The sequence below is a fragment of the Rhizobium sp. N122 genome, assembly GCF_002211295.1.
GTDB lineage: Bacteria > Pseudomonadota > Alphaproteobacteria > Rhizobiales > Rhizobiaceae > Rhizobium.
The window spans coordinates 41,448-66,378 of sequence record NZ_LOKU01000016.1; the positions used below are offsets into that span (position 1 = coordinate 41,448).

The 24,931-nt window shown below is 58.3% G+C and carries 10 protein-coding genes and 1 pseudogene; 7 read left to right on the plus strand and 4 right to left on the minus strand.

Translation table 11 applies throughout. The annotated features are described in order from the left end of the window. The first annotated feature begins 98 nt into the window (after positions 1–98). Entirely contained in the window at positions 99–3,590 is a 3,492-nt protein-coding gene (locus tag ATY75_RS14060) for an AAA domain-containing protein (RefSeq protein ID WP_088938057.1), read from the plus strand. Continuing rightward, a complete protein-coding gene (locus ATY75_RS14065) occupies positions 3,587–5,347 on the plus strand; it encodes a phospholipase D-like domain-containing protein (RefSeq protein ID WP_088938019.1) in 1,761 nt (586 codons plus the stop codon). The genes ATY75_RS14060 and ATY75_RS14065 overlap by 4 nt, the downstream gene beginning before the upstream one ends. Here ATY75_RS14065 and ATY75_RS33905 read toward each other — a convergent pair. Next, the gene (locus ATY75_RS33905; protein ID WP_143535301.1) at positions 5,308–6,102 is read right to left on the minus strand and encodes a hypothetical protein; all 795 of its coding nucleotides are present in this window, start codon (positions 6,100–6,102) and stop codon (positions 5,308–5,310) included. The genes ATY75_RS14065 and ATY75_RS33905 overlap by 40 nt on opposite strands. Positions 6,103–6,594: 492 nt before the next feature. Continuing rightward, the gene (locus ATY75_RS14075) at positions 6,595–8,304 is read right to left on the minus strand and encodes a site-specific DNA-methyltransferase (protein ID WP_088938021.1); all 1,710 of its coding nucleotides are present in this window, start codon (positions 8,302–8,304) and stop codon (positions 6,595–6,597) included. Between the two features lie 642 nt (positions 8,305–8,946). Here ATY75_RS14075 and ATY75_RS14080 point away from each other — a divergent pair. Genes ATY75_RS14080 through ATY75_RS14095 form a run of 4 tightly spaced genes read left to right on the plus strand, consistent with a single transcriptional unit; the run spans position 8,947 to position 11,878 of the window. Further along, positions 8,947–9,456 (plus strand): toll/interleukin-1 receptor domain-containing protein, encoded by a 510-nt coding sequence (locus ATY75_RS14080; RefSeq protein ID WP_088938022.1) that lies wholly within the window; start codon positions 8,947–8,949, stop codon positions 9,454–9,456. A 15-nt stretch (positions 9,457–9,471) separates the two neighbouring features. Then, positions 9,472–10,071 (plus strand): TIR domain-containing protein, encoded by a 600-nt coding sequence (locus tag ATY75_RS14085; RefSeq protein WP_088938023.1) that lies wholly within the window; start codon positions 9,472–9,474, stop codon positions 10,069–10,071. Continuing rightward, positions 10,068–11,228 carry a toll/interleukin-1 receptor domain-containing protein gene (locus ATY75_RS14090; RefSeq protein ID WP_088938024.1) on the plus strand — a complete coding sequence of 387 codons (1,161 nt, stop codon included), beginning with the start codon at positions 10,068–10,070 and terminating at the stop codon, positions 11,226–11,228. Before ATY75_RS14085 ends, ATY75_RS14090 begins: the two co-directional genes overlap by 4 nt. Next, positions 11,225–11,878, plus strand: coding sequence for a hypothetical protein (locus ATY75_RS14095; RefSeq protein WP_210199552.1), 654 nt, complete (start codon positions 11,225–11,227; stop codon positions 11,876–11,878). Before ATY75_RS14090 ends, ATY75_RS14095 begins: the two co-directional genes overlap by 4 nt. A gap of 729 nt (positions 11,879–12,607) precedes the next feature. Here the strand turns inward: ATY75_RS14095 and istB are convergent. Then, positions 12,608–13,342 carry an IS21-like element helper ATPase IstB gene (gene istB, locus ATY75_RS14105; RefSeq protein ID WP_064818141.1) on the minus strand — a complete coding sequence of 245 codons (735 nt, stop codon included), beginning with the start codon at positions 13,340–13,342 and terminating at the stop codon, positions 12,608–12,610. A gap of 5 nt (positions 13,343–13,347) precedes the next feature. Continuing rightward, positions 13,348–14,841: pseudogene (gene istA, locus ATY75_RS14110) on the minus strand (IS21 family transposase); the annotation flags it as partial. Between the two features lie 525 nt (positions 14,842–15,366). Between istA and ATY75_RS14120 the strand changes: the two are divergent. Beyond that, positions 15,367–24,930, plus strand: coding sequence for a hypothetical protein (locus tag ATY75_RS14120; protein ID WP_143535302.1), 9,564 nt, complete (start codon positions 15,367–15,369; stop codon positions 24,928–24,930). Position 24,931 lies beyond the last annotated feature (1 nt).

Consider the following 24,931-nt stretch of genomic DNA (forward strand, 5'->3'; position numbering starts at 1 on the left):
CTTAGCGGCGCCGAGGTGAAGAGATAGCTTTGCACGTGATGAGCGCATTCGGCTTTCGTAAACAGAATAAGGTAGTCAAACCGCGGGGGGGCGGCGAAATGGCAGAGCAAAAGGTCGGGCGCTACAGGTTGATCCGAAAGATTGTCCCGGGCGATTCGAAGCGGGGTGTTCCGGACCTTTGGCAAGCTGAAGACCAGGGAGACCTCTATTACGCCAAACTATGGTCGAAAGGCGCGGGCGACAGCGCGGCAATTCAAGCACTCTGGAATCGTGAAGTGCGCGGCCTTATGCGGCTGCAAAGCTATCCAGGAGCCTCCGAACTGTTCGTAAAGCTTCGCGATCTCGATTCGGATGAAAAGTATTACTTCGCAATTCTCGATGGCGGGAGAAGGCAGGTTCTCGCCGAAGTCTTGCAAAACCGAAGTCGATATCACTGGCTTCTCAATTTGGCCGAGGTCAGCCGTCGTCGCCCGCTTTGGGAAGGGCTGCTTCGTATAGCCGAAGCACTTGCGATCCTCCATCGAGAAGGAACACTTCACCGCTCCCTTTCCCCATCATCCGTGTTCGTAAGTCCGGATGGTCAGGGCGAGTTTCGTTTGAGCGGCTTTGAATGGTCATTGCGCCTGGCAGGACCCGACAGCGGCGCATCAAGGGTATCGCGGAAAAGCGCGTTTTGCGCCCCCGAGCTTGATAAACCGGATGGCGAATATTCCACAGCAACAGACTGGTACGATTTCGGCCTGACCGCTGCCGAGCTTTTCGGCGTGCCAATTAAAAATACAAAAAAACGAGCAGCGCTGCCTGCGCTTGTTGCCAACCTAACGAACCTCCGAGAAGCAGAGCGCGATATCATTCGACGCCTGATTGAGGAAAGTCAGGAACAACGTCTCGTCGATGGTGATGAAATCGAGCAGCTGCTGCGGCAGGTCATACGCGATCTCGGCACTGTAACGTCGTCGGCAGGCAGAGATTTGCTGTTTGCAGTGCGTCTCGGTTCGGATCTGGATATAGCGCGGACCATAGAAGTTGTTTCGGAAGGCCGTGCAAGCGCCCACGATCCCATCGCTCAACGCGACTGGATCCGAAAAGACCTTACAGGGGACGTTCGGGTGATCGGTCGGACCACGCCCTCACCTTATTACGTCTTGAAGGGTGAGAAGCTCGAGTATCGGGTACGCAATTGGTCGGTTGACAGCTTAACCACATGGGACGTCGGTTTTTGCGACGGCATCGAACGGGTTCCCAGGATTACATCGGACGACCAGTTGTTCAGCTTGGGGCAACGTAAGCTCGACGTGCAACTATTCCCACACATCCGGAAGAACATTCGATCTGTGCGGGACAAATCGGCTCAATGGGACAAGGTTTTTCCGATCCGCACTCAGCGGTCGGAGCTTCCGACCAATCTGCGCACCGTCCACGAATTCTTCCGGATTACGCAACAGCTCGACACAGTCCTGACCGTGGCGCAAATCTGCGCTGTCGACATCCTTGATGTCGAGAAAGGCGTGAACGATACAACAATTGTTGTAACGCCGTTCCAAGAGCCTGAGCGGGCAGACTTAGCGCGGTTTCTAAATCTCGATCCTCCTCCGGAACAGGTTCAGGACTGGTTCAAACTGGGAGCCGAGGCAGTCTCGGCGGATGACGAAGAGGATCCAAAGCAAGACCGGTACTCGTTCCTCGATCGGCATACCATCGGCAGCGATACGTCGTCGATTACCTGGCGATTTGTACAGGCCAAGCCTGACCCGAAAGGCCCACGTTATCTGTTTCGAACTCAAGGGGCCGCTATCGTGCGAGAAGGCAGAGCCTATTTGGCTCGGAATCATGGCGGCACACTTGCACAGATCCGGAGACGGCATAAGGCAATCGAAGACCTGCGTCTCTTTGAAGGACTGCTGCGACTCGTCGCATCTCCTCGCGAGGTAACGCGCATTAATTCTGATGTCCTGCCGCCGGCGAAGGCAGCCATACCGCTTGACGACTCGAAGCTTGCGGCACTCCAGCGGCTTTGGGGGACCCAGCCCTCCTTCGCGATTCAGGGTCCTCCCGGCACTGGCAAGACGACGCTGATCAAGGCGTTTGCGGATCGGCTTTTCAACGTCGACTCCAGCGCGCAAATCCTGATTACTGCCCACTCTCATCACACTGTCGACGACGTTCGAGGCAAACTTTCGACAGTCTTCGCAGACCACGACAATCACCACCGGCCGATTGTTCTGCGCTTAGGTGCTGAAGACGGCGATGCCGATAGCTCGGAGAGCGTCACCGCAGCCATTCTATCACAGCTCAATCAGAGCGATTTGGCGGGGCGCTCACCCTCGCACCTGCAGGACAGACTGGCATTTGCTGTTGATCACGTCGACCGAAGCGGTCCAGACGCAGACACCGATGTCCGTACGATGCAAGTTCTAGTACAAGATGCGGCCAATCTGACATTTTCGACGCTCAATTCGCCGGAGTTAGCAGATCTCGCTGGTCGAGGAAGGCGCTTCGATTGGTCGATCATTGAGGAGGCGGGCAAGGCGCACGGCTTCGACATGGCGACTGCCCTGCAAGAAAGCCACCGACTGCTTCTGATCGGAGACCACCACCAGCTTCCGCCATTCAATGTTCGGCGCTTCACGGATCTTCTCGGCGACCCTCTCAAGGTTCGGAAGGCGATACAGGCCGGTGCTCGGTTTGCGCCAGGACTCGTTGATCCCTCACTGGTGGCGGACGATGAGGATCGGGATCCATTTGTTGAGCGCTGCGCGGAGTGGGCGCGCATGGTCAAGCTGTTCGAGACGATCTTCACACGAAGCGCGCCGCGCGATGTGGAAAGCTCGCCTGCAGCGATCCTGACCGACCAGCACCGCATGCATCCACATATCGCCGAACTGGTCGGGAAGGTGTTTTACCCTGACGATGAGGGCGGCACGATTTTGCACTCCCCGCCCGCGACCCACGATCGGTTCCAGGGTCTGACGCCTTTCACGATCCCGTCGGGATCCTGGTTGCCAGAGCAAAGAGTAGTCTGGTGCGACGTCCCTTGGGAGCGGAAGGAGGAATTCGCTGAAGGCGAAGTCGAGGGTCTCTTTGTTTCGCGGCCTGAAGCCGAGTTGGTCGTAAAGGTTCTTGAGCAAATCCAACCACAAGGCGGAGAGGCTTGCGATCTGCAAATTCTTTCGCCGTACAACGGCCAATTGGATGCCATTAGAACAGCTATCGAGCGAGCATACGGTTCCGGACGGCTATCCCATATGTTCAAGCCTCCATTTGACCTCGGGCATGGGAAGAGGATGGGGGCAACGGTCGATGAATTCCAAGGCTCAGAATCCGACATCGTGATCGTAAGCCTCGTGCGCAACAACGCACTTGTTCCTTGGAAAAGTGTCGGGTTTCTTAAAGAGAAAAATCGAATGAACGTGCTGCTTAGCCGCGCGAAGCAGAAGCTTATTATCGTGGGGAGCTGGGATTTCTTCGAATCGCGTTGCAATGCCACCACGAGTGAATACGATGAGCATGCGTATATCGGTCGGATGATGAAGGAGATGGCCTCAGCGGAGAAAGCGCGCATCCTGTCTAGGGTGAGGGCAACACCATGAAGTATATTTACGTTCCCCTTTACAGGATGGCCGTGAGTTACCTCTACAGTTTCGGCCGACGCTGGAGCCTCATCGAGCACATGCTCCTCATCGAGAGCACGGTCGCAAAGCACACGGCTTCCGAACTCGCGGTGATAGCCAACGTCCCTCACAGGCTCGTCGTCGAGGCGCTGATCAACCTCTTGCGCGCGAATTGGATCGAGGTACGAAGCGACAATGATAAAGTCTACTTCGCTGCAACTCCGGCGGGGCAGAGGCATGCCAAGGAGAAGTCGCTCCCCGAGCGTCTGCAGAAGGATATTCGCTGGGATTCCGTCTGCGTCGAAAGGCTGACCGGTCATTGGATGCGCGCCGACGATCTCGATCTTGTTTACGAGAAGGATCTGCCAACTGATGCCGTGCGGCTTCCGGCATTTCTTCATACTTTCGAGCCGAATGATGCGACGCTGCGTGACCTTTTTCGCTTAAACCTTAACGAAAGTCTGGAGCCGGCGACACCACAATTTCGGACGCCGTCTTTGCCTTACGCCCGCGTTGGAATAGCCTTCAACGATGTCCAGGTCGGACTTCCTCCGAACACTCCGCTTGGCTTGCGCGCTGCGCTGGTAAAAGCCTCGGCGGAAGTTAAGGATGATGACGCCGCCGCCTATTCCTCCAAGTCTTACATGGTACAGGAAGTGGCCAGAGACGACCTCACCGCTGATGACATCATTGTCGGCGGGCCAGCGCACCTCCACTTGCTTCGGCAATCATTGGATCGGGCGAAATCGACGGTTGTGATCCACTCGTGTTTCCTCAGCTCTGATACCCTTCGTGACCTGCTGCCTGACTTGGAGCGGGCAGCAAAGCGCAAGGTCCGAGTCGAGCTACTTTGGGGCTTGTATGCGGACCCCGAAGCCGGTGGGCCCCCGAGAAAATTTTCTGACGCAGCAAATGTGCTGACCGCTCTTCCGCCCGGCGTCAGGGGAAGAATTAGGCTTTCGTCACACTCGTCTGGTTCTCACGCCAAGGTCCTACTGTTCGACGATCGCGAAACAGGACGATGGACCACCATCGTCGGCAGTTGCAATTTTCTTTCCTCGGACTTCGACTGGTTGGAGGTATCGTTGCGAACGCGCAGCGCCTCGTTCGCGTCCAAGGTAGTAAGTCGTCTGCTGTCCAATCAGCTTCCAGCCGTCGGCAATTGGAGCGGCACTGCAAGGCGGCTTAATCACATTTGGTCGGAGCTAAAGTTGAAGACGCGCGCTCAGCCGGAAATCGGTGCATACGCGATCTCTCTGGTAACTGATTACGATCACTACGAGTGCGTAACACTCGCTCGCGACCGCGCTACTAAAGAAATCGAGATTGCGTGCGATCTTTACGGTTTGTCGGCGGAGACGTCGGTGCTCGTGCCGATGGAGACGGCAGCATCCCGCGGGATCGACGTCAGGCTTCAATATACCCGGCCTAGCAAGTTCTTGCTCGAGGAGGGCCACGAGCCCTCTCCAGGGGAGATTGCCGAACGCGGAATCAAGATCGTTCGCGTCGACGATGTCCACGCGAAATATCTTGGCTGGGATGAAGACAATATCGTGATTTCGAGTTTCAACTGGATGGCGACGTCAGTTGGTGCGGGACGATCGCACGGCGCCGAGATCGGCGCTCTGCTCGAAGGTCCGGGCATCCGCTCGATCCTACTCAAGAAGCTACGCGAAGCGCCTAGCGGACCGGTCGATCAAGCGGCCGGCCCCTTAGCTGGAGCGATTCCAAGTTGATCGCACAGCGAGTTCCACTTTTGAGAAAGCTCGGGATTCAGTTTGTTAAACACGCGAGATGAGAGCGACAGGCCTGCTTGGGCTTTGCTCGTTTCGTATCTGATTAAGGACTCGATGACACGAGCGCGAAACTCCTTGCTTCGAAATTCGGAGGTGGATTGGATGAGCGCGTACAGATCATCATAGAGGCGCTCCACTCTCGAGCGGAGCCATTCCATGCGCACCCATCGGGAAAGAAGTTGTTCGCTAAACAACACCTGGGCAGCGAGAGCCAGCAATTCCAGGTCCGTGGCGCGGTAGACTGCGGCCCACAACCAAACCAGCACGTAGACGCAGATGCGAGTCCGCTCGAAGCGCAACATCCCGACGAGAATCGATTTGGTGAACAGCGCATTTTCTAAAACAGATGCACCGATCCGAAGGAATGCATCTCCTTGAGGCGGATTGTAGTAGCCTTGAGACGGAGATGGGACTAGCGGAACCGAAAACGCGCTTGAAACAAAATCGGCAAAGCGACTCGAGTGTGCACGAGAGGCAAAGTACGTTCGTATTACGATGCCGCTCACGAACATCCCAACGACGGCCACTGCGAAGCTGGCCTGAATGGCGCCATACACCTTGGGTTGGGATGTCTTATCGACAAGTAGTACTGCGATTGAAAGCGCCGCGGCGAGATAGAAGGCAGCGTCGGATACCTTTTCTGCTGTGCGTAACGGAACATAAAATTCAGGTCCAATTGGATCGTTTCGCGTCAAAATCTACCCCTCTCCCTAACATATAGGCGCTCCGCACTTCGAACCTATCACGATGAAACGCGAATTCGTATCCCGGCAACAATTCGCGCGAGATGGTTCGTGATCCCAATGGGCGGAAACCGCGGTACTGGCCCGGGCGCACAGCGCGCCGGCGCGACCAGAGCCACAGGCGGTTCGTTCCTGCCAATTTGCTGATTTCCGAGCGGAACTGAGCTGGTTTTTCCACCAAGGTGAGCCGCCTCTGATTATCGTTTTCTGATCAGGAACTGGTCAAGGGATTCGCTTTCCCTTTTCTGCTGGGCTGCAGCGGGCGAGTCGGTTCCGAAGCGAAAGCGGAGGCTTCCGGGTTCCAGGGTGTGATAGCGGCGGGTCAGGCGCATGGTTTCCCGCCTGTGATGGCGCTTTCCCATGCGGCCCAGGGCTGGAGTTCAGGTGCCTGATCGCCTTCCCAAGTAGTGTCGCCTCCGAGACGAACGCTCCATCAACTCTCACTCAGAGACTTTCGGCCTTCACAGCCGAAGGATTGAAATGGACAACGGTGTTGTCGGCCTTCGTTCCCGGAAAGCTGAACGTGAATTCCGGTGCGTTGGGATCTGGGATTCGGCCCTTTTTGTGCTTCGCGCGCTTCTCGGGCTCGAAAAACTCGCGGGATATGTGACCCAATGATGGCAGATGAGGGCGCTTGCCTCGGAACCACTCTGCTATCGATACGATCTGCAGCTTCGGGAGATGGCCGTGTGCAGTCTGAACAAATCCGAACGCAGCGGCCTCCGTGTTCATGTCGCGCGTCGGTTCATTAAGGCAGATGAAAAGGCCCATCTCTGCCCGTTCTCGATCAATGACTGCTTTGAATTCCCGGACGTCCTTGCTGCCAACATGCTGGCCGCCTTTGACCGAAGTCAGGACACGGCCCCATCCTTTCGGTCCATTCATGAAATACATTTGTCCATCGATACCTCGGTCAGCACCTTTCTTGATCTCTTTCAATGCCTGGACTCCAACTAGGTAATTGGCCCACCACTGAAACTGATACTTGTCGCGTTGGGCGAGACGCATGGCAGCTTCGAAGTCACGAGGTATCCCGCCCAGATCATATTTAACGGCGCCGGGCATCGACTCTAGCCTTCCCTCAATGACCTTAATCGCGTGATAGGCGACGTCGATTCCAATCCACTGCCGGCCGGCGGCTTGAGCGGCTGCGACGGTGGTGCCGCACCCGCAGAACGGATCTAGCACGACATCGCCGGAATTCGAGGATGCACGGATAACGCGGTCGAGCAACGCTAACGGCTTTTGGGTCGGATATCCGAGACGTTCTGCAGCCTTTTGGTTGAGGCGATCAATATCGGTCCAAACATCTCCAACGGTGATCATGCGGTTTTCCGGCACAAAGGGTTCGCTGGCCTTGCGCCGCGGCCACCCACCGTTCTTGGGCCAATGAATTTCACCGACGAGATCGAGGCGCTCCAGTTCCGCGACCGATTTTCCCCAATGGCGACCGAGGGGTGTCGGATCATATCCGCGCCACGGCTTGCCGCTTTCACCTTCCTTGGTCACACCAGCTCCGGTCAGCTCGAATGTCTGGTACTTTTGGCCATCATTTCCGAGAATTAGAGTGTGCGGCAGCTTTTGTGCATCGCCCTTCACCATTTGTGGATTGAAGCTCCGGATACTGCTGCCTTTGTACACCAGGATGACATCATGCAGCCGCGGCCACTTCCCTGCGGTGCTCCGGGCGTTCGTACGCTTCCATATAATTTCAGCGTCGAACATCACAGGACCGAATATCGCGTCCAAAACGATCTTCAGGTAGTGGCTCGCAGTTGGATCACAGTGCAGGTAGAGCGATCCGGTGCTTCGAAGCACGCGGCGCAATTCCGACAATCGCTGCGCCATCATGACTAGGTAAGCCATCATGTCGCTTTCGCCCAAAGCTGAATGAAGTGCGTGAACAATGGTGGCGACCGGGCCGCCGTTCATCATGATCTCGTCAATTGCCCACTGAGCTTCGTTGCCCCACGTCCATGTATCGCGGAATGCCTCGATTTGTGCGCTAGCGGCCTCATCAGACGGTGTTCGAAATAGAACGTTGTAATTCGCGTTGCTGTTGAATGGTGGGTCGAGATAGATTAGGTCGACGCTCTCGGAGAAGACCTCTTCTCGAAGGATTGTAAGATTATCCCCAAACCAAAGTTGATTCATTTGGACGCCCCCCGAACCCCGAGGTACTAGAGTGATCGAATTTTATTAAAGCTTTACTACCAGTGGTTTCAGTTCTTGTAAGCGCCATAAAGAAAGGGTGCACTGGCATCTGTGCTGCCGCGATGCCAACCCATCTTCACGAAAACGGCGGAGATGGTGTTGAAGGGGGCCATGAAGAAATCGATCATGCTTTTCTTCTAACCCTCGGGCTAGCACATCCTGGAAGCTATCATTTTCACTAACGATTTCGAATCCATCGCTACCGCTATGCCAAAATATTGATGAGGCTGGTTATTTTATAACGTAGAGAGAGAATAGATAGCCGGATCGTCGGTTGGGATCCCTTCAACTACGAGCCAATTGAATTTGGGTGTTTTAATCTGCTGGCGCAATCTTTGTCGATTGCATGGGCGCGCCTCTTGAGCACGCCAATCTTTCACGAGCGGCCGACGGTTGCGCATCGCGATGTTCCAAGAATTTGTTTTCGACGATGCCGTCGGCCTTGGCGCATATGGTCTCGTAAATTGATTCCACATCCTACAGGAGACACTCGCGTGCATGAAAATCGTGTAGATGGCGAAGTAGATGGCTCGCTTAGAAGTTGCGAATCAGCCAATATCCTTGGTCAAGTGAGGGAACCATATGGCCATTAACCAAAGCGACATCCGTAGCTCAGTGGGCTACTCGACGGTAAGGAAATCAGCTAGCGAAGGGCGGGTCCAGAACAAGCGTACGGCGTTTTTGTGTCATAGCCATCTCGATGCCGAACTCGCCAAAGGACTGCAGGGCTACCTCCATAAAAATGGATGGGAGGTCTACATCGACTGGGAAGACGCGACGATGCCGGAGCGTCCGGATCGCCGAACGGCGGAAAAAATCCAGGCGAAGATCCGCGACCTCGAGATGTTCTTCTTCCTTGCGACCCAGAACTCTATGGGCAGTCGTTGGTGCCCTTGGGAAATCGGATATGCGGACGGCGTCAAAAGCCTGGATCGAATCCTTGTTATCCCCACCCGCGATGGCCGCGGCGTCACTCATGGCAACGAATATCTCGAGCTTTACCGACATCTCGATAAGGCCTCAACAGGCGGCATCGGGAGCTTCGATGCGGCGGGGAAGGGAACCCGCCTTTACGGCAACCAAACGCTTTGAGCAGAAAAACTACCGATGGCCGGTAGAACGTTCTTTTCGTTTCATTATTCATCGGACGTCTGGCGTGCGTGGAATGTCCGCAATTCTTGGGTCGCGAAGCCTGACCATGTCGACACCGGTTTTTTCGACAACAGCGTGTTCGAGGCTTCCAAACGCGAAAACGACGACACCCTGAAGGCTTTCCTTCGAAAGGGACTCGATAATACTTCCGTGACTTGCGTTCTGACTGGAACGGACACCTGGCAGAGGCGCTGGGTGCGCTACGAGATCGCCCGCAGCATCATCAAGGGCAACGGTTTGCTGACTGTCCATATCCACGGCGTCAAGGACAGGAACGGATACACTTCTACCAAGGGTTACGACCCGCTCGCACAGATGGGCGTCTACAGGAGCAGCGGCTCCATCTATCTTGCTGAGTGGAAAGGCGGGAAGTGGGTCTCTTATTCCGACTATACCCGCGCCATCCCGGAGAGTGACCTGTGGTTCGCTGCTCCCAAGACGGACAGCGTCGTCCAGATCTCAAACCATTGCATGGCATACGACTACGTGCAGCAGCGCGGACATCAAAATATAGGCGGTTGGATTGAAACCGCCGCAGGGCTCGCGGGTCGATGAGCGTCTATGAACTAGCGATACTCGGATCGCCAACCGAGAAAGAACGTGCTGTGTTCGCTGCCACGATCGGGGAAATGATCGCCGATTTCGGTTTGTCGGTCGGGACGGAAGTCCTGCTTCATGATGGCCAGTCCGCTCTGAAGCGCGATCCACGAAACGCATTTGCGGCCGTCTATTTCGGCGGAGCCAAGGAAGTCGACGTCGACGTCGCAAACGAACTCAAAGCCGCTAGCTTGCCAGTCATCCCGACGGTCGATCACTCGGGCGACTTCGCGGATGCGATCCCGCCCTCGCTGCAGTTCGCAAACGGACTGAGACGCCGGTCCGACGACACGGCTCTGACGGAGCTTTCCGGAGCGGCTTTAGAGTGCATCGGCCTCCTGCGCGCGCAGCGCCGGGTTTTTGTCAGCTATAGACGAACCGAGTCCCGTGCGGCGGCTCTGCAGCTTCACGACCTCCTCGGCTCTCGCGGATTTGACGTCTTCCTGGACACGCATGACATACGTCCCGGTGAACCGTTCCAGGATGTACTGTGGCATCGGCTGGTCGACTCCGACGTTGTCGTGATGCTTGATACCCCCAGCTATTTCGCCAGCCGATGGACTCGGCAGGAAATCGGTCGGGCTAGGGCGAAGGAGATTCAGGTCATTCGTGTCATCTGGCCCGAGCATACGCCAAACCGTCTGATGGACATGGCTGAGAGTGTATATCTCGATTCCCAAGAACTCCTCGGTCCTGATGGCCCGATCGTAGATGTGACGGCAGACTCAATCGTGCTACGCGTCGAGCGGCTCCGGAGCATGAGCATCGCCGCGAGGTACATGTCGATCACGGGCAAGCTCAGAGCCGACGTCGAGAAGATCGGCGCCGCGGTTGAGGCTGTGGGCGCCCACCGGGCAATTGCCGTACGGCTGCTGAACGAGCGCCTCATCTGGGCTTATCCGATCGTCGGTATCCCGTCGGCCGAGACCTTGAACGACGTCGCGACGAAGGCAAGGAAGGCCGAGCAGGGCGAGGTCCCGGTGCTTGTTTACGATCACATCGGAATTCGCGATAGTTGGATAGCCCATCTCGCGTGGCTGGACGAGCAGATTAAAGCAGTGAAGACTATCCGGGTGTCTGAGGCGGGGTGGGCCTTGGCAGGGATGGACGAATGATGGCGGAAGCAATCTTCTTATCTGCGGGCGTTCCTGACCCGAGGCGTGGCCCGGAATTCGCGGCGACGGCAGATACCGTCGCCATAACCGCCGCGGTATCAGCGCTCGCCTACGTAGTCTTGGGACGCAGGCGCCTTATCTGGGGCGGACATCCTGCGATCACCCCAATGATCCTCGTTATGTCCGAGGGCATGAGCATTGACTACGGGGAGTGGGTGACGCTTTATCAGTCCGAGTTCTTCAAGGACGAGTTCCCTGAAGATAACGAGCGCTTCCGGAACGTCGTTTTCACGGAAAAGCTGAGCAATGACCGAGAGGCGAGCCTGAAGCTCATGCGGCAACGCATGTTCGAAGAGCACGAGTTCAAGGCGGCGGTCTTCATTGGCGGCATGGGTGGAATCGTTGCGGAATATGAGATGTTCAGGCAACTTCAGCCGCATGCGAAAGTCATCCCCGTCACCTCTACAGGAGGAGCGTCCCTCGACGTAGCGGCCAAGCTAGGCAAGGTGCCGTCCGACTTCCAGGACCAACGTGATTACGTGGCGTTATTCCACGAGCACCTCGACATTTCCGTGAAGGAGGAGCGGTTCAGGGTTCCTGGAGAGCAGCCGGTCGTCATTGAGGAGCGGTTCTGGCGGCCTGAGCACTAGGAGGTTCGGTTGGAACCGGGAGACCTCACGAAAAGGCCTGGTGCCGAACACCCGGCCCTACGCTGGAAACGCGGCCGTCCAATGGTGTGGAGCGAATTCTCGCGACAGTCTTCAGCCGCAGCGACTTGGATGTCTTCGACGGTCAGCCAGTAGACCGCTTCCATTCGGACATCCGGATAATGGCCGTTGCGATTGCCGGATTGAACGCCGAGTTGCTGGTGGAATTCCTGAGTGCGGCCCCTGCAAAGGTTCGGCGTGTAAGACCTTGTTTTCCCAGATCGATAAGCTTGATAATTGGCGGGTCGATGGTTCCTTTCCCATCAAGGCGCGCGACCGGAACCCACCGTTGGACACCATCTGGAGAGGAAAGGCGATTACGGTGCGCTTTCCTCATTTTCTCAACATTGGGTCGTTCACCGACCAAAGAGACTGGCGACTAGGCGCGAGCTCGCGGAGGGAAGGCGACTCTCATCCAATCTATTTGTTCGATAGTAGGTCAGAAGCCGCTCGCGCCCCAAGCTTCCCCTTTCTAGGGGAAGGAAACGAAGCGCGTTGCGACGGAAGATCTTGTCGCAAATATCGTCCGAAATGTCAATCGGCGTCCAAAGTTCACCCCTTATCGGCGTCCAATTTTGACCCCCCATATGCTGTAGATCAGCGCTTGGCCTGCCCGGCGCTGGCCGGGGTTGCAGAGGGTAGGCCAAGTGCGCGTGATGATCGTCTTCGGCTTTAGCTTTGAGAGCGGTTCTTGAAGCGCCAGGATTCGTTTCCGGTTTCGACGATCTCGCAGTGGTGGGTGAGACGGTCCAGAAGCGCGGTCGTCATCTTGGCGTCACCGAACACCGTCGGCCATTCTCCAAAGGCCAGGTTCGTGGTGACGATGATCGAAGTCCGCTCGTAGAGCCTGCTGATCAGATGGAACAGGAGTTGGCCGCCGGCCTGGGCGAACGGCAGGTAGCCGAGTTCGTCAAGGATGATGAAGTCGAGACGGTTGAGGTAGTCGGCCGTCCGCCCCTGCTTGCCGCTGCGCGTTTCCGTTTCCAAGCGATTGACCAGATCGACGACATTGAAGAAGCGCCCGCGTGTTCCGTTGCGGATCAGTGCGCGGGCAATCGCGATGGCCAGATGGCTCTTCCCGGTTCCCGTGCCGCCGACGAGGACAACATTGCGCTGATCGGCGACGAAGGTGCCGGTCGACAGCTCCCGCACCAGGGGTTCATTGACGGGCGTATCGGCGAAGTCGAAGTCGTCGATGTCCTTGGCGAGCGGCAGCTTGGCAATGCTGAGCTGGTAGCGAATGGAGCGGGCCTGCTTCTCGGCGATCTCCGACTGCAAGAGATCGCCGACGATGCGCGGCGGTTCGTGCTGCCGCTTGATGCCGTTGCCCATGACCTCGTCGTAAGCGCCGCGCATTCCATAGAGCTTCAGCGTGCTCATCAGTTCGAGAACCTGTGTGCGTTCCATCAGCTTGCCCTCCTGAGGCTGTCATACCGTGCGCAGTCGGCGACCGGTTCATGGGTAAGCCGCAGCGCATCCGGGGTTTGCAGGGTTGCGGCCGGGGCCGGATCACGGCTCCGGGCCAGAATGTTGATGATCACCGAGGCCGAGCAGACGCCGTGATCCAAAGCCTCCTGGCAGGCAGCATCGACGGCCGCCAGACCGTCGGCGGGAACGCATCCGAGAATGGTGACCATTTGCCGATCACCATCATGGACACTCTTCAGCCGCCGGCGCACTTTCTCCATCGCTGTGGGTAGGACCCATTCACGGAACGGCGCACCATTGCGCAAAGCACCGGGTTTGCGTGCCAGAACAGGGACATAATGCCAGGGATCGTAGATCGTCTCGCCACGGCCAAAGCAACGAGGATGCTCACCGACGTTCACACCGTCCTGCCTGATGACGATCTTCTCGGCATAGGCGTGAACCTCGACCGGCCGGCCGACCGCAGTTGAGAGGACGGAGTATTTGTTGTTGTCGAAGCGGACCGTGCAGGTCTTCGACACCGAGGTCGGGACGCAGTGGAATCCGTCGAACGGCCCGACGTAATGGACGAGGCTGCCGCGCTCCTCCTCGAACATTTGCCAGATCATCCGCTCGGTCTGCTCGGGATGGCGGTGCGCCTTGGCGTAGGCGATGCACTTGTCGAGCAGCCATACGTTCAGCTCTTCCAGGCTTTTGACGCGAAGGCGTGGAGTGAAGAAGCGTTCGCGCACGAGGCCAACCTGGTTCTCGACCTGCCCCTTCTCCCAGCCTGATGCGGGCGTGCAGGCCACGGGATGAACGAGATAATGGCTGCACATCTGCAGGAAACGGCGATTGTATTGCCGCTCCTTGCCGACGAATACGGCCTCGACCGCCGTCTTCATGTTGTCGTAGATGCCGCGCGTGCAGGTGCCACGGAAGAAGGCGAAGGCCTTGTCGTGCGCATCGAACACCATCTCCTGGCTTTCGCGCATATAGGCCCTGACGAACATCATCCGGCTGTGGCAGAGCCGGACGTGAGCAACCTTGACGGTCGTCGTCACGCCGTTGATCAGAATGATCTCGTGGCTCCAGTCGAACTGGTAGGCCTCACCCGGCGCGTAATAGAGCGGCACGTAGGCTTCCGCCGTCATGGCTCCCCGGTTCTTCGCCCAGGTCTTGGCGTATCGCCGGATCGCGTCATAACTGCCGTCGTAGCCGAGTGCCCGAACCTCCTCGTAAATCCGGATCAGCGTCAACCGTTCGCGCGATGGCTTGCCCTCGTTGGTCGTCAGGAACCGCTCGATCTCGGCCTTCCACGCTCCGATCCTCGGCAGCGGTTGTCGCTCTCGTTCATAGGTAAAATCGGTCTCGTCGGAACGCAAAATCTTGCGGACCGTGTTGCGCGAAACATGCAGTTCCCGGACGATCTTCTTCACCGACCAGCCCTGCACATGGAAGGCCCGTCGAACACGCGCAATAGTATCCACTCGCTTCAACTCCCACTCCATCCGCCGCCAAAAGCCGGATGGTCAGATGAAATCTGAGGGGGGTCAAAATTGGACGCCGATTACCCCGCCAAGGGGGTCAAATTTGCACGCCGAAACACATCCGAAAGACCGCAGTCGCTACGCAGGAAGGCGTTCACGCTTTCAATATAGTGGTTATAGCCTGCTTCCTTAATCCAAGCTTTGGGCGGATAGACGATCTACGCCGAACGGGTGGTTCTCGGAGTCTGACCGTACATTAAGGTTAGGTCGAAGTAGTCCTTTAGAGCAGGGAAGAAATCGTCGACAGAATTATACTTGACGAGCACAAAAAATCCGTTAACGATACCCGTTAAAGGGGAGTTTCTGCAGATTAAGACTGCCGTTTCGCGGGTAATTTTCGCATCAATACCTGTAAAAAGGTCTACTGTTGATAGTAGGTAGGCATGGCGAACGTGTGTGCTTTTTCGAGAATGCACTCTCTGCCCGGCCTAGGGTTTTCTCCCGGGACACTGTTTAAAATCGAGGCTTAGTCCCATGCGTAAGTCAGAGAGCGGATGGAAGCTCACGCGTCGAGCTTTCCTTTACTCATCCGGCGCGACCCTTGGTGCGGCAACTGTTGCTTTTCCAGCCGCAGATACGGCATTCCCGTACCTTTTTGTCGAAGCTATCTACGAAGCGCTCGGTGAGCAGGAAACGTTAGTCGGCGTCCGACTGACCCTCAAGAACGCCAGCAAGGTGTCACACGTTCTTCACTTCGCTGCAGCGGACTTCGTTCCCAAAGGCACACTTAAATTGCCTCGGTTCGACCTCACGGGGCTCAATACCCCATTTCGCGACCCGAGCGAGCCGGTAGCAGAAACCACTGTTTTGACAATCACCGTGTCCGGCGTCGATCTTTTCAATCAGAAGACCGATCTCAACGGCCAACCCAGTACCTACGTCTTCAGGATTGCGTGCAGACCTTCTGGTCGCAAAGACCAGCCTGGCACATGGCAGATCGGGATGCAAACGAACGCCTGGGTCAAGCCCAAACGTAACCAATGGCTCGACTTCCCCATCGTTGGGCTTGGCAGCCCCAACTCGCTTGCGCTCATCGATCTGATGGTCGGGAACGCCGGATTCAAACTGGAGCTGGGCCCGGGATGGGTAAGTGAGACGCTAGGCCGGGTTGTGGGACAGAACATCGCGGCGCGTGGAGAACATGTTGCCGTCTTGGCAGGGGTACCAATTGTCGCCAAAAGCTCAGTGGACGGGGTCGACACCCCGGCTTCCTCGGACGGGCGCCGGTCATGGCTATGGAGCGTACGCCCGATCGACGGGAATTCTCTGTTAACCGCTTATGGAGGTGTCCTCCAGTTTCGCAGCATCCGCTTCGGCTGGATCCCAGTGCTTGACCCAGATCTCGCGCCGGAAGCCGTGCCCGTTGTAACGGCATCCGTTTTTGAAATAGTCGCTGGGAACGACCCGCCGCCAGCAGCGGCATTCACGGCAGACAAAACACTGATCGCGCGGCCAAATGGAAGGGTCGATCTTCCGTTATCGCGCTTCGCTGTCCGCCGAGAGCGCAATTCCGATCTGTCCGTTTCCGCTTCGGATGTTGTTGCGACCTGGAATACAACACTGAAGAAGACGGAACTCCCGTCGATTGGCAAGCCAATGGTCGAAGTTGCCTTCAACGGCACTTTCGTCCTGTCCCTTCGGAGTGGCGGAACGCCGCTTGGGAACGTGAAATACGCCAACAGTCCGGGACTTCGCCTGACGCCCGTCAAAGGGGTGTGGCAGTTGGTCGCCGATTTCCCCGCTGCAACCAGCGAAATCGGCGAGCTTGACGATCTTTCGGTGGGGGCTGAAAGTGCTGGCCGCGTTACCCTGGATGGCGGATCGTCTGGCCGAATAAGAAGCCTGGCGGCGGGTTGGCTGACCTTGCAGCAGGCAAGCGATGGTCGGACGACCGGTGGGGTGCGTCTGCTGGCTCAACTGTCGATCGGCCACGTCGAAGCGCTTGCTATTGCGGCCTCGCTCAACGAGTTGCCGGCAACCTTGGCGCGGGATCCTCAAGCGCCCTTCTTCAGTCGGGTCGCTGTCGCCAAGCCGGGGATACACCCAATATTGCGGCTACGCGACGTCCCACTTTCCGTTGTAACGGATGCCGAAGCAGGCCGGGTCGGACATATCTATCTCGAGCCGCCACGTGACGATCCGAAATCTCTTCCCGTGCTGGACTTGCCGATGGATGCGGCAGTCATCCAGGTGCGCCGGGCAAGCGACATGTTGATGCTCGACTTTCGGCTGGCCAATATGCGGCTGTGCTCGACGAAGGCGGCCGGAGCCTTCATTCTCGTCACCGATCCGGTTGAAAAGCCGGACGGCCTGTCACCGGTTGATTTTCCGGACGAGCCGGTCCTGCGGGTCGATTTCGGCTCGCAGCACATGGCAGAGCAGGCCTTCCTGCGACGCGACGCGCTGTCGGGCGGTTTGCCGGCACTGGATTTTCAGATGCTTGCGACAGGTTTGGGTAGCGACTGGCCGGCAGCTGTCAGCTCAGCCTTCCACACGTTACGCTATGGCTCGCGCCCGGAAAAGAAGGAGGCACGCCAGAAGTTGGGGTCATTGGTTGGCGAGGCTGCCAAAAGCGTCAACGCCGGGAATGCCGCTACGGACGAGCAGAAGCGGATCACCGAAGCGCTTGCGAAAAACGACCCTGACATAAAAAACCGCATCAATGACTTCATCTCCTTTGCGGCGTTGTTTGAAGAGGGGGTGAAGCGGATGTTTCGCCGCTTTTCGCCGCCTGAAGATCAGAAGATCTATTGCGGCCCGGATGACCTGGACCCAGATGTCGCCGGCCTGGCGTGGCAGTTGCGATCCGACGATCATATCGTGATCCGGCGGGCAAAGCTCATCGAGCGGCTGATCTCCGTCGATGGCAGCTATGGCGATGCGGCCAAATTGAAGAAGGAACGGCTGAGTGAACCGGGGGACCTGAAGACCGGGATCCTCAACATCATCGACGGCGCGACGCGCAAGATCTCCGAGACGATCTCGTTTACGCCGGCCGAGCCTGACGCCGCAGTGCTAACGGTTCTGGGCGACAAACGGCAAGACGACGACGCTCAGCGCCGCGCGAGCGCGGCAAAAGAGCGTGCGGCGCCAGACTATGCGGAGTTCAGGTCGAGATGGAAACGTGCCGCAGACGCGGCGCGCGATACCATCTCGCCGGACGAGTTTCCGCTTGTCGAAGACTTCGCATCGGTCCATTGGGCGCTGGAAGGCCGCGGTCAAAAAGATCCGGTCCTCACGATCATGCGGACTGTGGTGCAGGCAATGGCCAGCCTGACCGGGGAGGAGGATGAGCCGTTCCCCGAGCGAAGCCGCGCTCGTCTATCCGGCCCGACCCGACTGGCGTTCCGGTGGTCGCGCCGGCACAGGTCAGACGCCGAATCGAGAGGCGATGCGCCCTTCGCCTTGTCTGAGTTACTCGACTGGGCCGAGCGCGACCAACTGGTGACGTTGCGCGCGCGCGGCGTCCGTTCGCTCGACCGCGAGGGCAATCTTGTTCGCGTATCCGATCCGGCCGAGTATTTGCGGTTGCAAGGCCTTGAACCTGGCAAGGACCTGTCTGCGAGAAGCTGGATGCAGAGGGTTTACGCGTTGGCCGCGAAGGCACCCTTGCCGTACGAGACGGCAATCGAGCTGCCGTTTCGCCTTCAGCTTTCTCCCGCGCAGGATCCCACCTGGATACTACCGCACGATGTCAGGATCCAGCGAAGCCTGCCGGACAGCGGAACGGAGGAACCTTTCTTTGGCCAGCCGATTTGGTCTGTGGCTCTCGAGCCTGCCGACCCGGACCCCTTTCTCAAGGCTGTTTGGTCGGAAGATTTTTGGCCCGAACGGTTCCAAAACGATCGAAATCGTCTTGATGGCGCGCGCGATCCGGGCGACCGCGATGCGGTCGAGCACCTGAACGACTATGCCGGCCCCCCAGCGCGTGCGCCGGCGGCGCCGTGGTATCGAAAGCGGCTTCGTCGGCAGAATGGCGAGATCATCGACATTGTGCCCGAGAGCGTATCGGCGGAAGAAAGAGAGTTTCGTGCATCGCTGGATGCATATGATCGAGACCAGATCGTCCTGGAATCCTCCGTGCCAGGCATTCTCGTCAAACGAGGCGTCGACCCGGCGACCGGCCAGGTCATCGAGGGCGGAGGCTCGTATTCCCCACCGGATGGCTACGACTTTATCGATGTTGCGACTGAGCGGCTTCCCGGGACTGCAGGTCGACCAGCGACGAAGATATCCAGCGTCGCCTTTTACGCACCGAAATCGCTGACTTTCCGCGAGCTGCGGCTGACGGCGCTCGGCGGGACGCTTGACCTGCACACGAAATTCAAACCGCCGGTTTCGGCGGATCTGCTCGACGGACGAGATCTGTTTCCGGCCGCCACGCTGGAGAGTTGGCGCCACCTCACTGTCTCCGGCCGGACGATCGCCGAAGAGCCGCAATATGCTGGCTATCTTTTCCCCTTCGGCCATCACGCGACCCTGGTCACTTTGACGGAACGGTATCCTTCCCAGCCGAAGGGCGACAGGGGACCAACATCCTATCCCGTCCAGCGCGTGTTCATCCGTTGCTCCGAGCCGCTCAAGTCCGCCTGGTACGATCAACCGGATGGCGGCAGGGCGTGGCCGGTTGGCCAGATGAAGATCCTGACCCGCGAGACCGCCGACCTCGTCGATCCGCGGTCGGGCGCACCGTCGTTGGAGCACAAAAAGGATACCGATCCCTTCGGCGTCGAGCTTGCGAACGGGCGCATATCGCTTGCCAATGGAAGAGGGTTGGTGTTCTGGCCGCGCACCGCGCCGTTCCAGGGCACGGAGGTCGCGTTCGAGTTTCAGATCGATGGGAGCGGTTTTGCGCATCGGATGCCGATGATCTTCGTCGACAAGGAAGCCGCAAACGATGAGAACACGCTTGCGTCGCTCATTAACTACTACAACGCACTCCAACCTGGAATTCCCATTCCGCCGGGAGGCCTGCCCTCGACGGGATATTTTCAGAGCAAGCTTGACAGATCCAGTCGACGCGTCTTCGATCAGGGCGGCGCGCGGCGGCGTTATGGCGTTCCTCTCGAGGAGGGGCAGACCGATTATGAGACCCAGGCATGGAGTATCGGCGTCGAGGGGCGGCCCGGAGAGGCTCATGGTACGGAAGACGGCGAACTCACGAAGGCTCGAACGGCAGCAGTTTCCTCGCGGTCGAACTACAGCTTCTCTCCTTTGCTTTTGGCGAGTGACCAGCCTCCTTTCTATCCCTTCGTCCAATTTGCGGAGATAAGGCTCGACCGCCTGGCACGCCTGATCGGCGAACGCCAGGGCAGGGAATGCGTCGCAGCCTTCGAACGCGGTTATCTGAAAAGAGGATTTGCGGATCCCGCGCAGCCTTCAGCAACCCCTGAACCCATGCTTGGGATCCTCAGTCAGGCAATTCTCGACGTTGGTAGCCGGGGCGACCGGATCGGAGCCATCGGCCGGATTGCGGGCCAAGTGTTTCTCGTCACGCAAACTGGGCCGTTGACGCGGGACGAACCTTCAGGTGGTCTGGTCGATCTGAAGAATTATTTGCTGCAGCCGCCTAACTTCGGCGCAACGATCCTGCCCCCTGAGCAGCAAGCCGTACCCGCCGGCGCGCTTGGATTAGCCGATGTGCAAAAGCCGCAGTCGGAGTCAAAGGCGATGACTCTCGATCGCCTCCTGAAGGTCGTTCTCGGTGATGCGGACGTCAAGATCTTCGGCTCGTTTACGCTGCTGGAGCTGATCAATCAGGCGGTCATGGAACTCGCCGATGCGGTGCCGGCCGTCAAGGAAATCACCGATTATGCCGGTGGCGGCGCTGCTTCTTTTATCGAGAGCGTTCGTGCGGAGGTGATCCCGGCGCTTAGGGCCGTATTGCAGGCAATCGACAAGGAGTTCAGTCTAGCGGCCGTTAAGGTCGGTGGCCTGGAGCTCAAAGCTCGGCGGATCTACCCTGACATCGCAAATGCGATGACAGGCCTCGACCTATCCCTCGGTGACTTCGAGAAGGCTGCCGACGTCCCTACGGCGGGGACCAAACTGGCCGCGGTCGTGACTGCCGCAAAAAACCTGCTCAAGGCGCTGGACAAAGCGAGCCGGGACCCAATCTCCCCCCTGAAACTGGAACTGCGACAGATTCTGCTCGCCGACTTTCAGACCGTCGAGGTGATCGAGCAGAGTATCCGCGGTCTTATCGCATCCTTGCCGGATCTCGATAAGGTCGTCCAAATCGCCGTACAGGCGTCGCTGGCGCGGCTTGAAGCCAAGCTGAAGGAGAGTTCCACCAGAACCGCAGTCGTTTCGGCAATCACGCGACTGATGCCGCTGCCCGACCAGCCGAGCGGCGGCGCGCAGACATTTGCAAAAATTGGCGAAGAGGTCGTCGCCGGCTTTTATGACGGCATCGTTGACAAGATTTTCAAGCCCGCACCCACCAGCCCGCAGGACCTGCTGGGCAAAGTGAATGCGGATGACATCCTCGCCCTCTTCGGTGCCGCGGTCGTCGCATCTGCGACGCTAAAAGAGCTTAGTGGTGATCTCAAGAAGGGTCTTGAACCGCTTGAGGCCGAGGCGCGGTCCTATTGGTCGCAAGTCGTCATGCTGAGGGGCGCGATTGACCTGGTGCTGGAAAGTGCCTCAGATCTGGCTGACCAGATCCAGTCGGCCGCAGAGAACGACGTCAAGGAACGTGTCGAAGCGCTCAAGCATCAGGCCGACGTGGAGCTACGACGCCTGGCGGATCAGGCGGCACATGTCCTGCTGGGTGTCGACGCCGCCACTGTGGCGTCGCAGGCCCAAGCGTTGAAAGTCAAGTTCGAAGAGCTTGGAAACGCGAGTGATGACAGTGGTAAAATCCGGTTGGCCGTCGAGTTGCTGGCGCGTATCGACCGATTGTTTCTGCGAGGGCGGTTCGGCAAGGCAACGGAACAAGCCCTAGTCGGCGCCGTCGACAATGCGCAGATCGCCAACATGATGCGTCCGATTCTGGACGGTTACACAGCCGTGCTCGATCTGGCCGATGTTTTCGTCGAGCAATCGGACAAGCTCGATCCGGTGATCGATTTCGCCGCGGAGGTTGCTGCGGCCGAGGCCGCGATTTCCGGCCTTGCCACGACAACAGGCCCGAGCGGCATTGCAGCAACGCTGCGTTCCCTAATGGCCAATCTGCCCCAGAGCCCGGACGAGATCGATGCCGCGGTCGACAAGATAGTTGCGGAGGTGCGAGATCGGCTCGATACGGTTCGCGCGAGCTTGAAGGTGGCCAACACTCCCTGGCTCGCGCAGGTCGAGGATCTCGGCCAAAAGCTGTCCCTGACGGTGGCGACGAGCCTTGGCGGTGCCGTAAAGCAATTCTCCCGGAGCGAGACAACCGAGCCACGCCGTTCCGACCTGCTGCGCTGGGCAGGCCGCTTTGTCGACGCCTATGACCCGCTCCTGGAGGAGCTCTTGCGTGCCCATGCGCGCACTGCGCTCGTACTTGTCCAGGCCCGTCTTGCCATGAACGCGTGGCTGGGTCTATCGTCAAATCCGCCCCGTTCGGTCGCCGTCGGGGCAAGGCGCGCGATCGAGCAGGCACGCAAGACCCCAAGCCTTGCCACCTACCACGATGTCGCCCGAACGTTTCCACGGTCAGAACTTTCCGCATTGCTCGACGCCTGGCCGAAGGTGGCGGCCCGGTCGTTGGAGGCCCTTGAGGATATTCTTCCGGCCTACCTGAAAACTGCCGCGGCCCTTGAGAAGCTGCAGCCGCTGCCTGTCGGGGCTGAAAAGGATGCCGTCATCGCCATCAAGACGGTGGAAGCCGCGATTCAAGGCTTCGTCGACACGAAGGTCCAGGGTCTTGTGGATCGGGAATTCACGATCGCTCGCGATCGCGCCTTTGCGGCAGGGCAGAGCCTCGTCCAGGCGACGGGATGGCAGCCCGGAACCGTTCTGGCGCCGCCCGCCAAGCTAATCAAGACCGCTCTCGACGCACGCGACGGGCTTGAGTTCGCGGTCGCCCAATATCCGTTCCTGCAGCCCTTCGCCGATCTGCTCCTTCGGATTTCGCAGGAATTTTCGAAAGCGCCCGATGTCGTGGCGCTCGAGCGAGCGTTGACTGCTGCCACAGAGGCGGGAAAGACGCTTTGGAACGCGTCCAGCTACGCAAAGACGTTAGAGGCGGCAAGCGTGCTCCGTAACGCGTTGCAATTGACCAGCGCCGACAGGCTTGCCGCCCTTCGTACCGCATTGGGGTCGACGCTGACCGACGCAGGACAGCAGACGCGTGATCTTGCCCTGGCGCAGGCCGCCGCATTGATTGCTGCCCTCAAAAACGAGGTGGACGAGGCCGCCGACGCGGCGGAGGCGTGGCTCGTCGCGGAGGTCTTTGCCAGCCCACCTGTGAGCGTTCTGCTATCGACCTTGGCGCAGACCGCCGAGACCATTCTTAAAACAAGAAATGATCTGCTTTCTAAGCTCAAAGATAACGAATATCGCTTGGCCATCTCGATCGGGACGGTCATGCAGTTCCTGAAGCTTGGTGCGGCGACCGTCGAGGACGCCAAGCTCATCCCGGCCTTGCTGTTCGTTGCCGTCCCCATCCCCTCGGTCGCGGGCAGGAGCCCAGTCGAGGACAAGATCGTCCTTCTCTCGCCGTCGAACTACGACAAACCGGATGACCTGCTGGCAGACGAGACCCAACTGGTGAAGACCTTGGCCGGGATCGCCGAGAGCGGATCACCCGCCTCTATAGCAACGCAACTGTCCGCGCTGCGCGTTCTCCTGAACCGAAACAGCAGCGATCTTGCGGCGGTCCAGATTGTCGGGAACTTCCGGACCGTGATGGACCAGATCCTTCAGGCCAACTTCGCTTCACTGATCAATTTCCAGGCGATCCGCCATCTGGTTGAAGACGAAGTCAGAAAGCTGTTGCCGACCCGAGTTTCAACGCAACTCGACTATTCGGTCCCCCTGAGACCGTTCCCGGACGGCGCGCCGATCTTTAAACCGATCGACAACGGGCGCTTCACGATCCACTCCGTCAATACGGTCGACTTCACCAAACCTGGCGAGCCAACGTTCAATGCACAAGCGCATGCCGAACTGGCGCCCTTCGAGATCAAGCTGCTTGGCGGCTTCGATGCAATCACACTGGTGTTTTCCGCAGCCAAGCTGACATGGAATCAAGGCAGCGAGCCGCATTTTTCAATCGATTTCGTCGACTACCGGATCGGAGCGGCGCTGTCTTTCGTCGACCAACTTGCAGGTGCCTTGGGTCAATCCGGCGGCGGCGCCTTCGTCAAGCTGGCCGCCGGCTTCCCAGGGATCGAGGCTGGCTACCGCATCAATATCCCGGCCTTTACGCTTGGCGGCGTCACCTTCCTGAATGTCGGTCTCGCGGCAGGGGCGCGGCTGCCGTTCGACAACCGGCCGGCCCAGTTTCTTGCGTCCCTTTCGTCGCGCGAAGATCCCTTCGTGATCATCGCTGGTGTCTGGGGCGGCGGTGGACATTTCCAGTTAACATCGGACGGGCGAAGCATCACCGGCTTCGATGCATCCTTCGTCTTTGGTGGTGGAGGCGGGGTCACATACGGTCCTTTGACGATGGTTGGCCGTATCACGGTCGGCGTATTTATCAGAAAGGTCGGGCAATATACCGAAATTGCCGGTGACTTTTTCGCTGGCGGATCCGGGCGCGTGGCGATCTTCGGCATCTCGGCCAGCTTGACCGTCACCACTGGAATGACGGGCGATGGCGATATGTTCGGGTCAGCGGTCTTCCGCTACTCTTTCTCCGTGGGTTTCGCCAAGATCAGCTTTTCCGTCACCGTCGCCAAGAAGGAATCGAAGGGGTTTTCCCAGCAGCAACAGACCAAGCAGGCCATGCTGGACAGCCGTCAGCCCTACATGGTTGCGGATTTGTCCGGGGCAGTCAGCGCTCCATCGTCGGGAAAGAGCGCGCACCTGAGAATATCAACCGTGCGCCAGGACACCAACTATCGGGAATGGCGGCGCTACTTCAGTGGGTTGCGGCCGGAAGGATACTGAG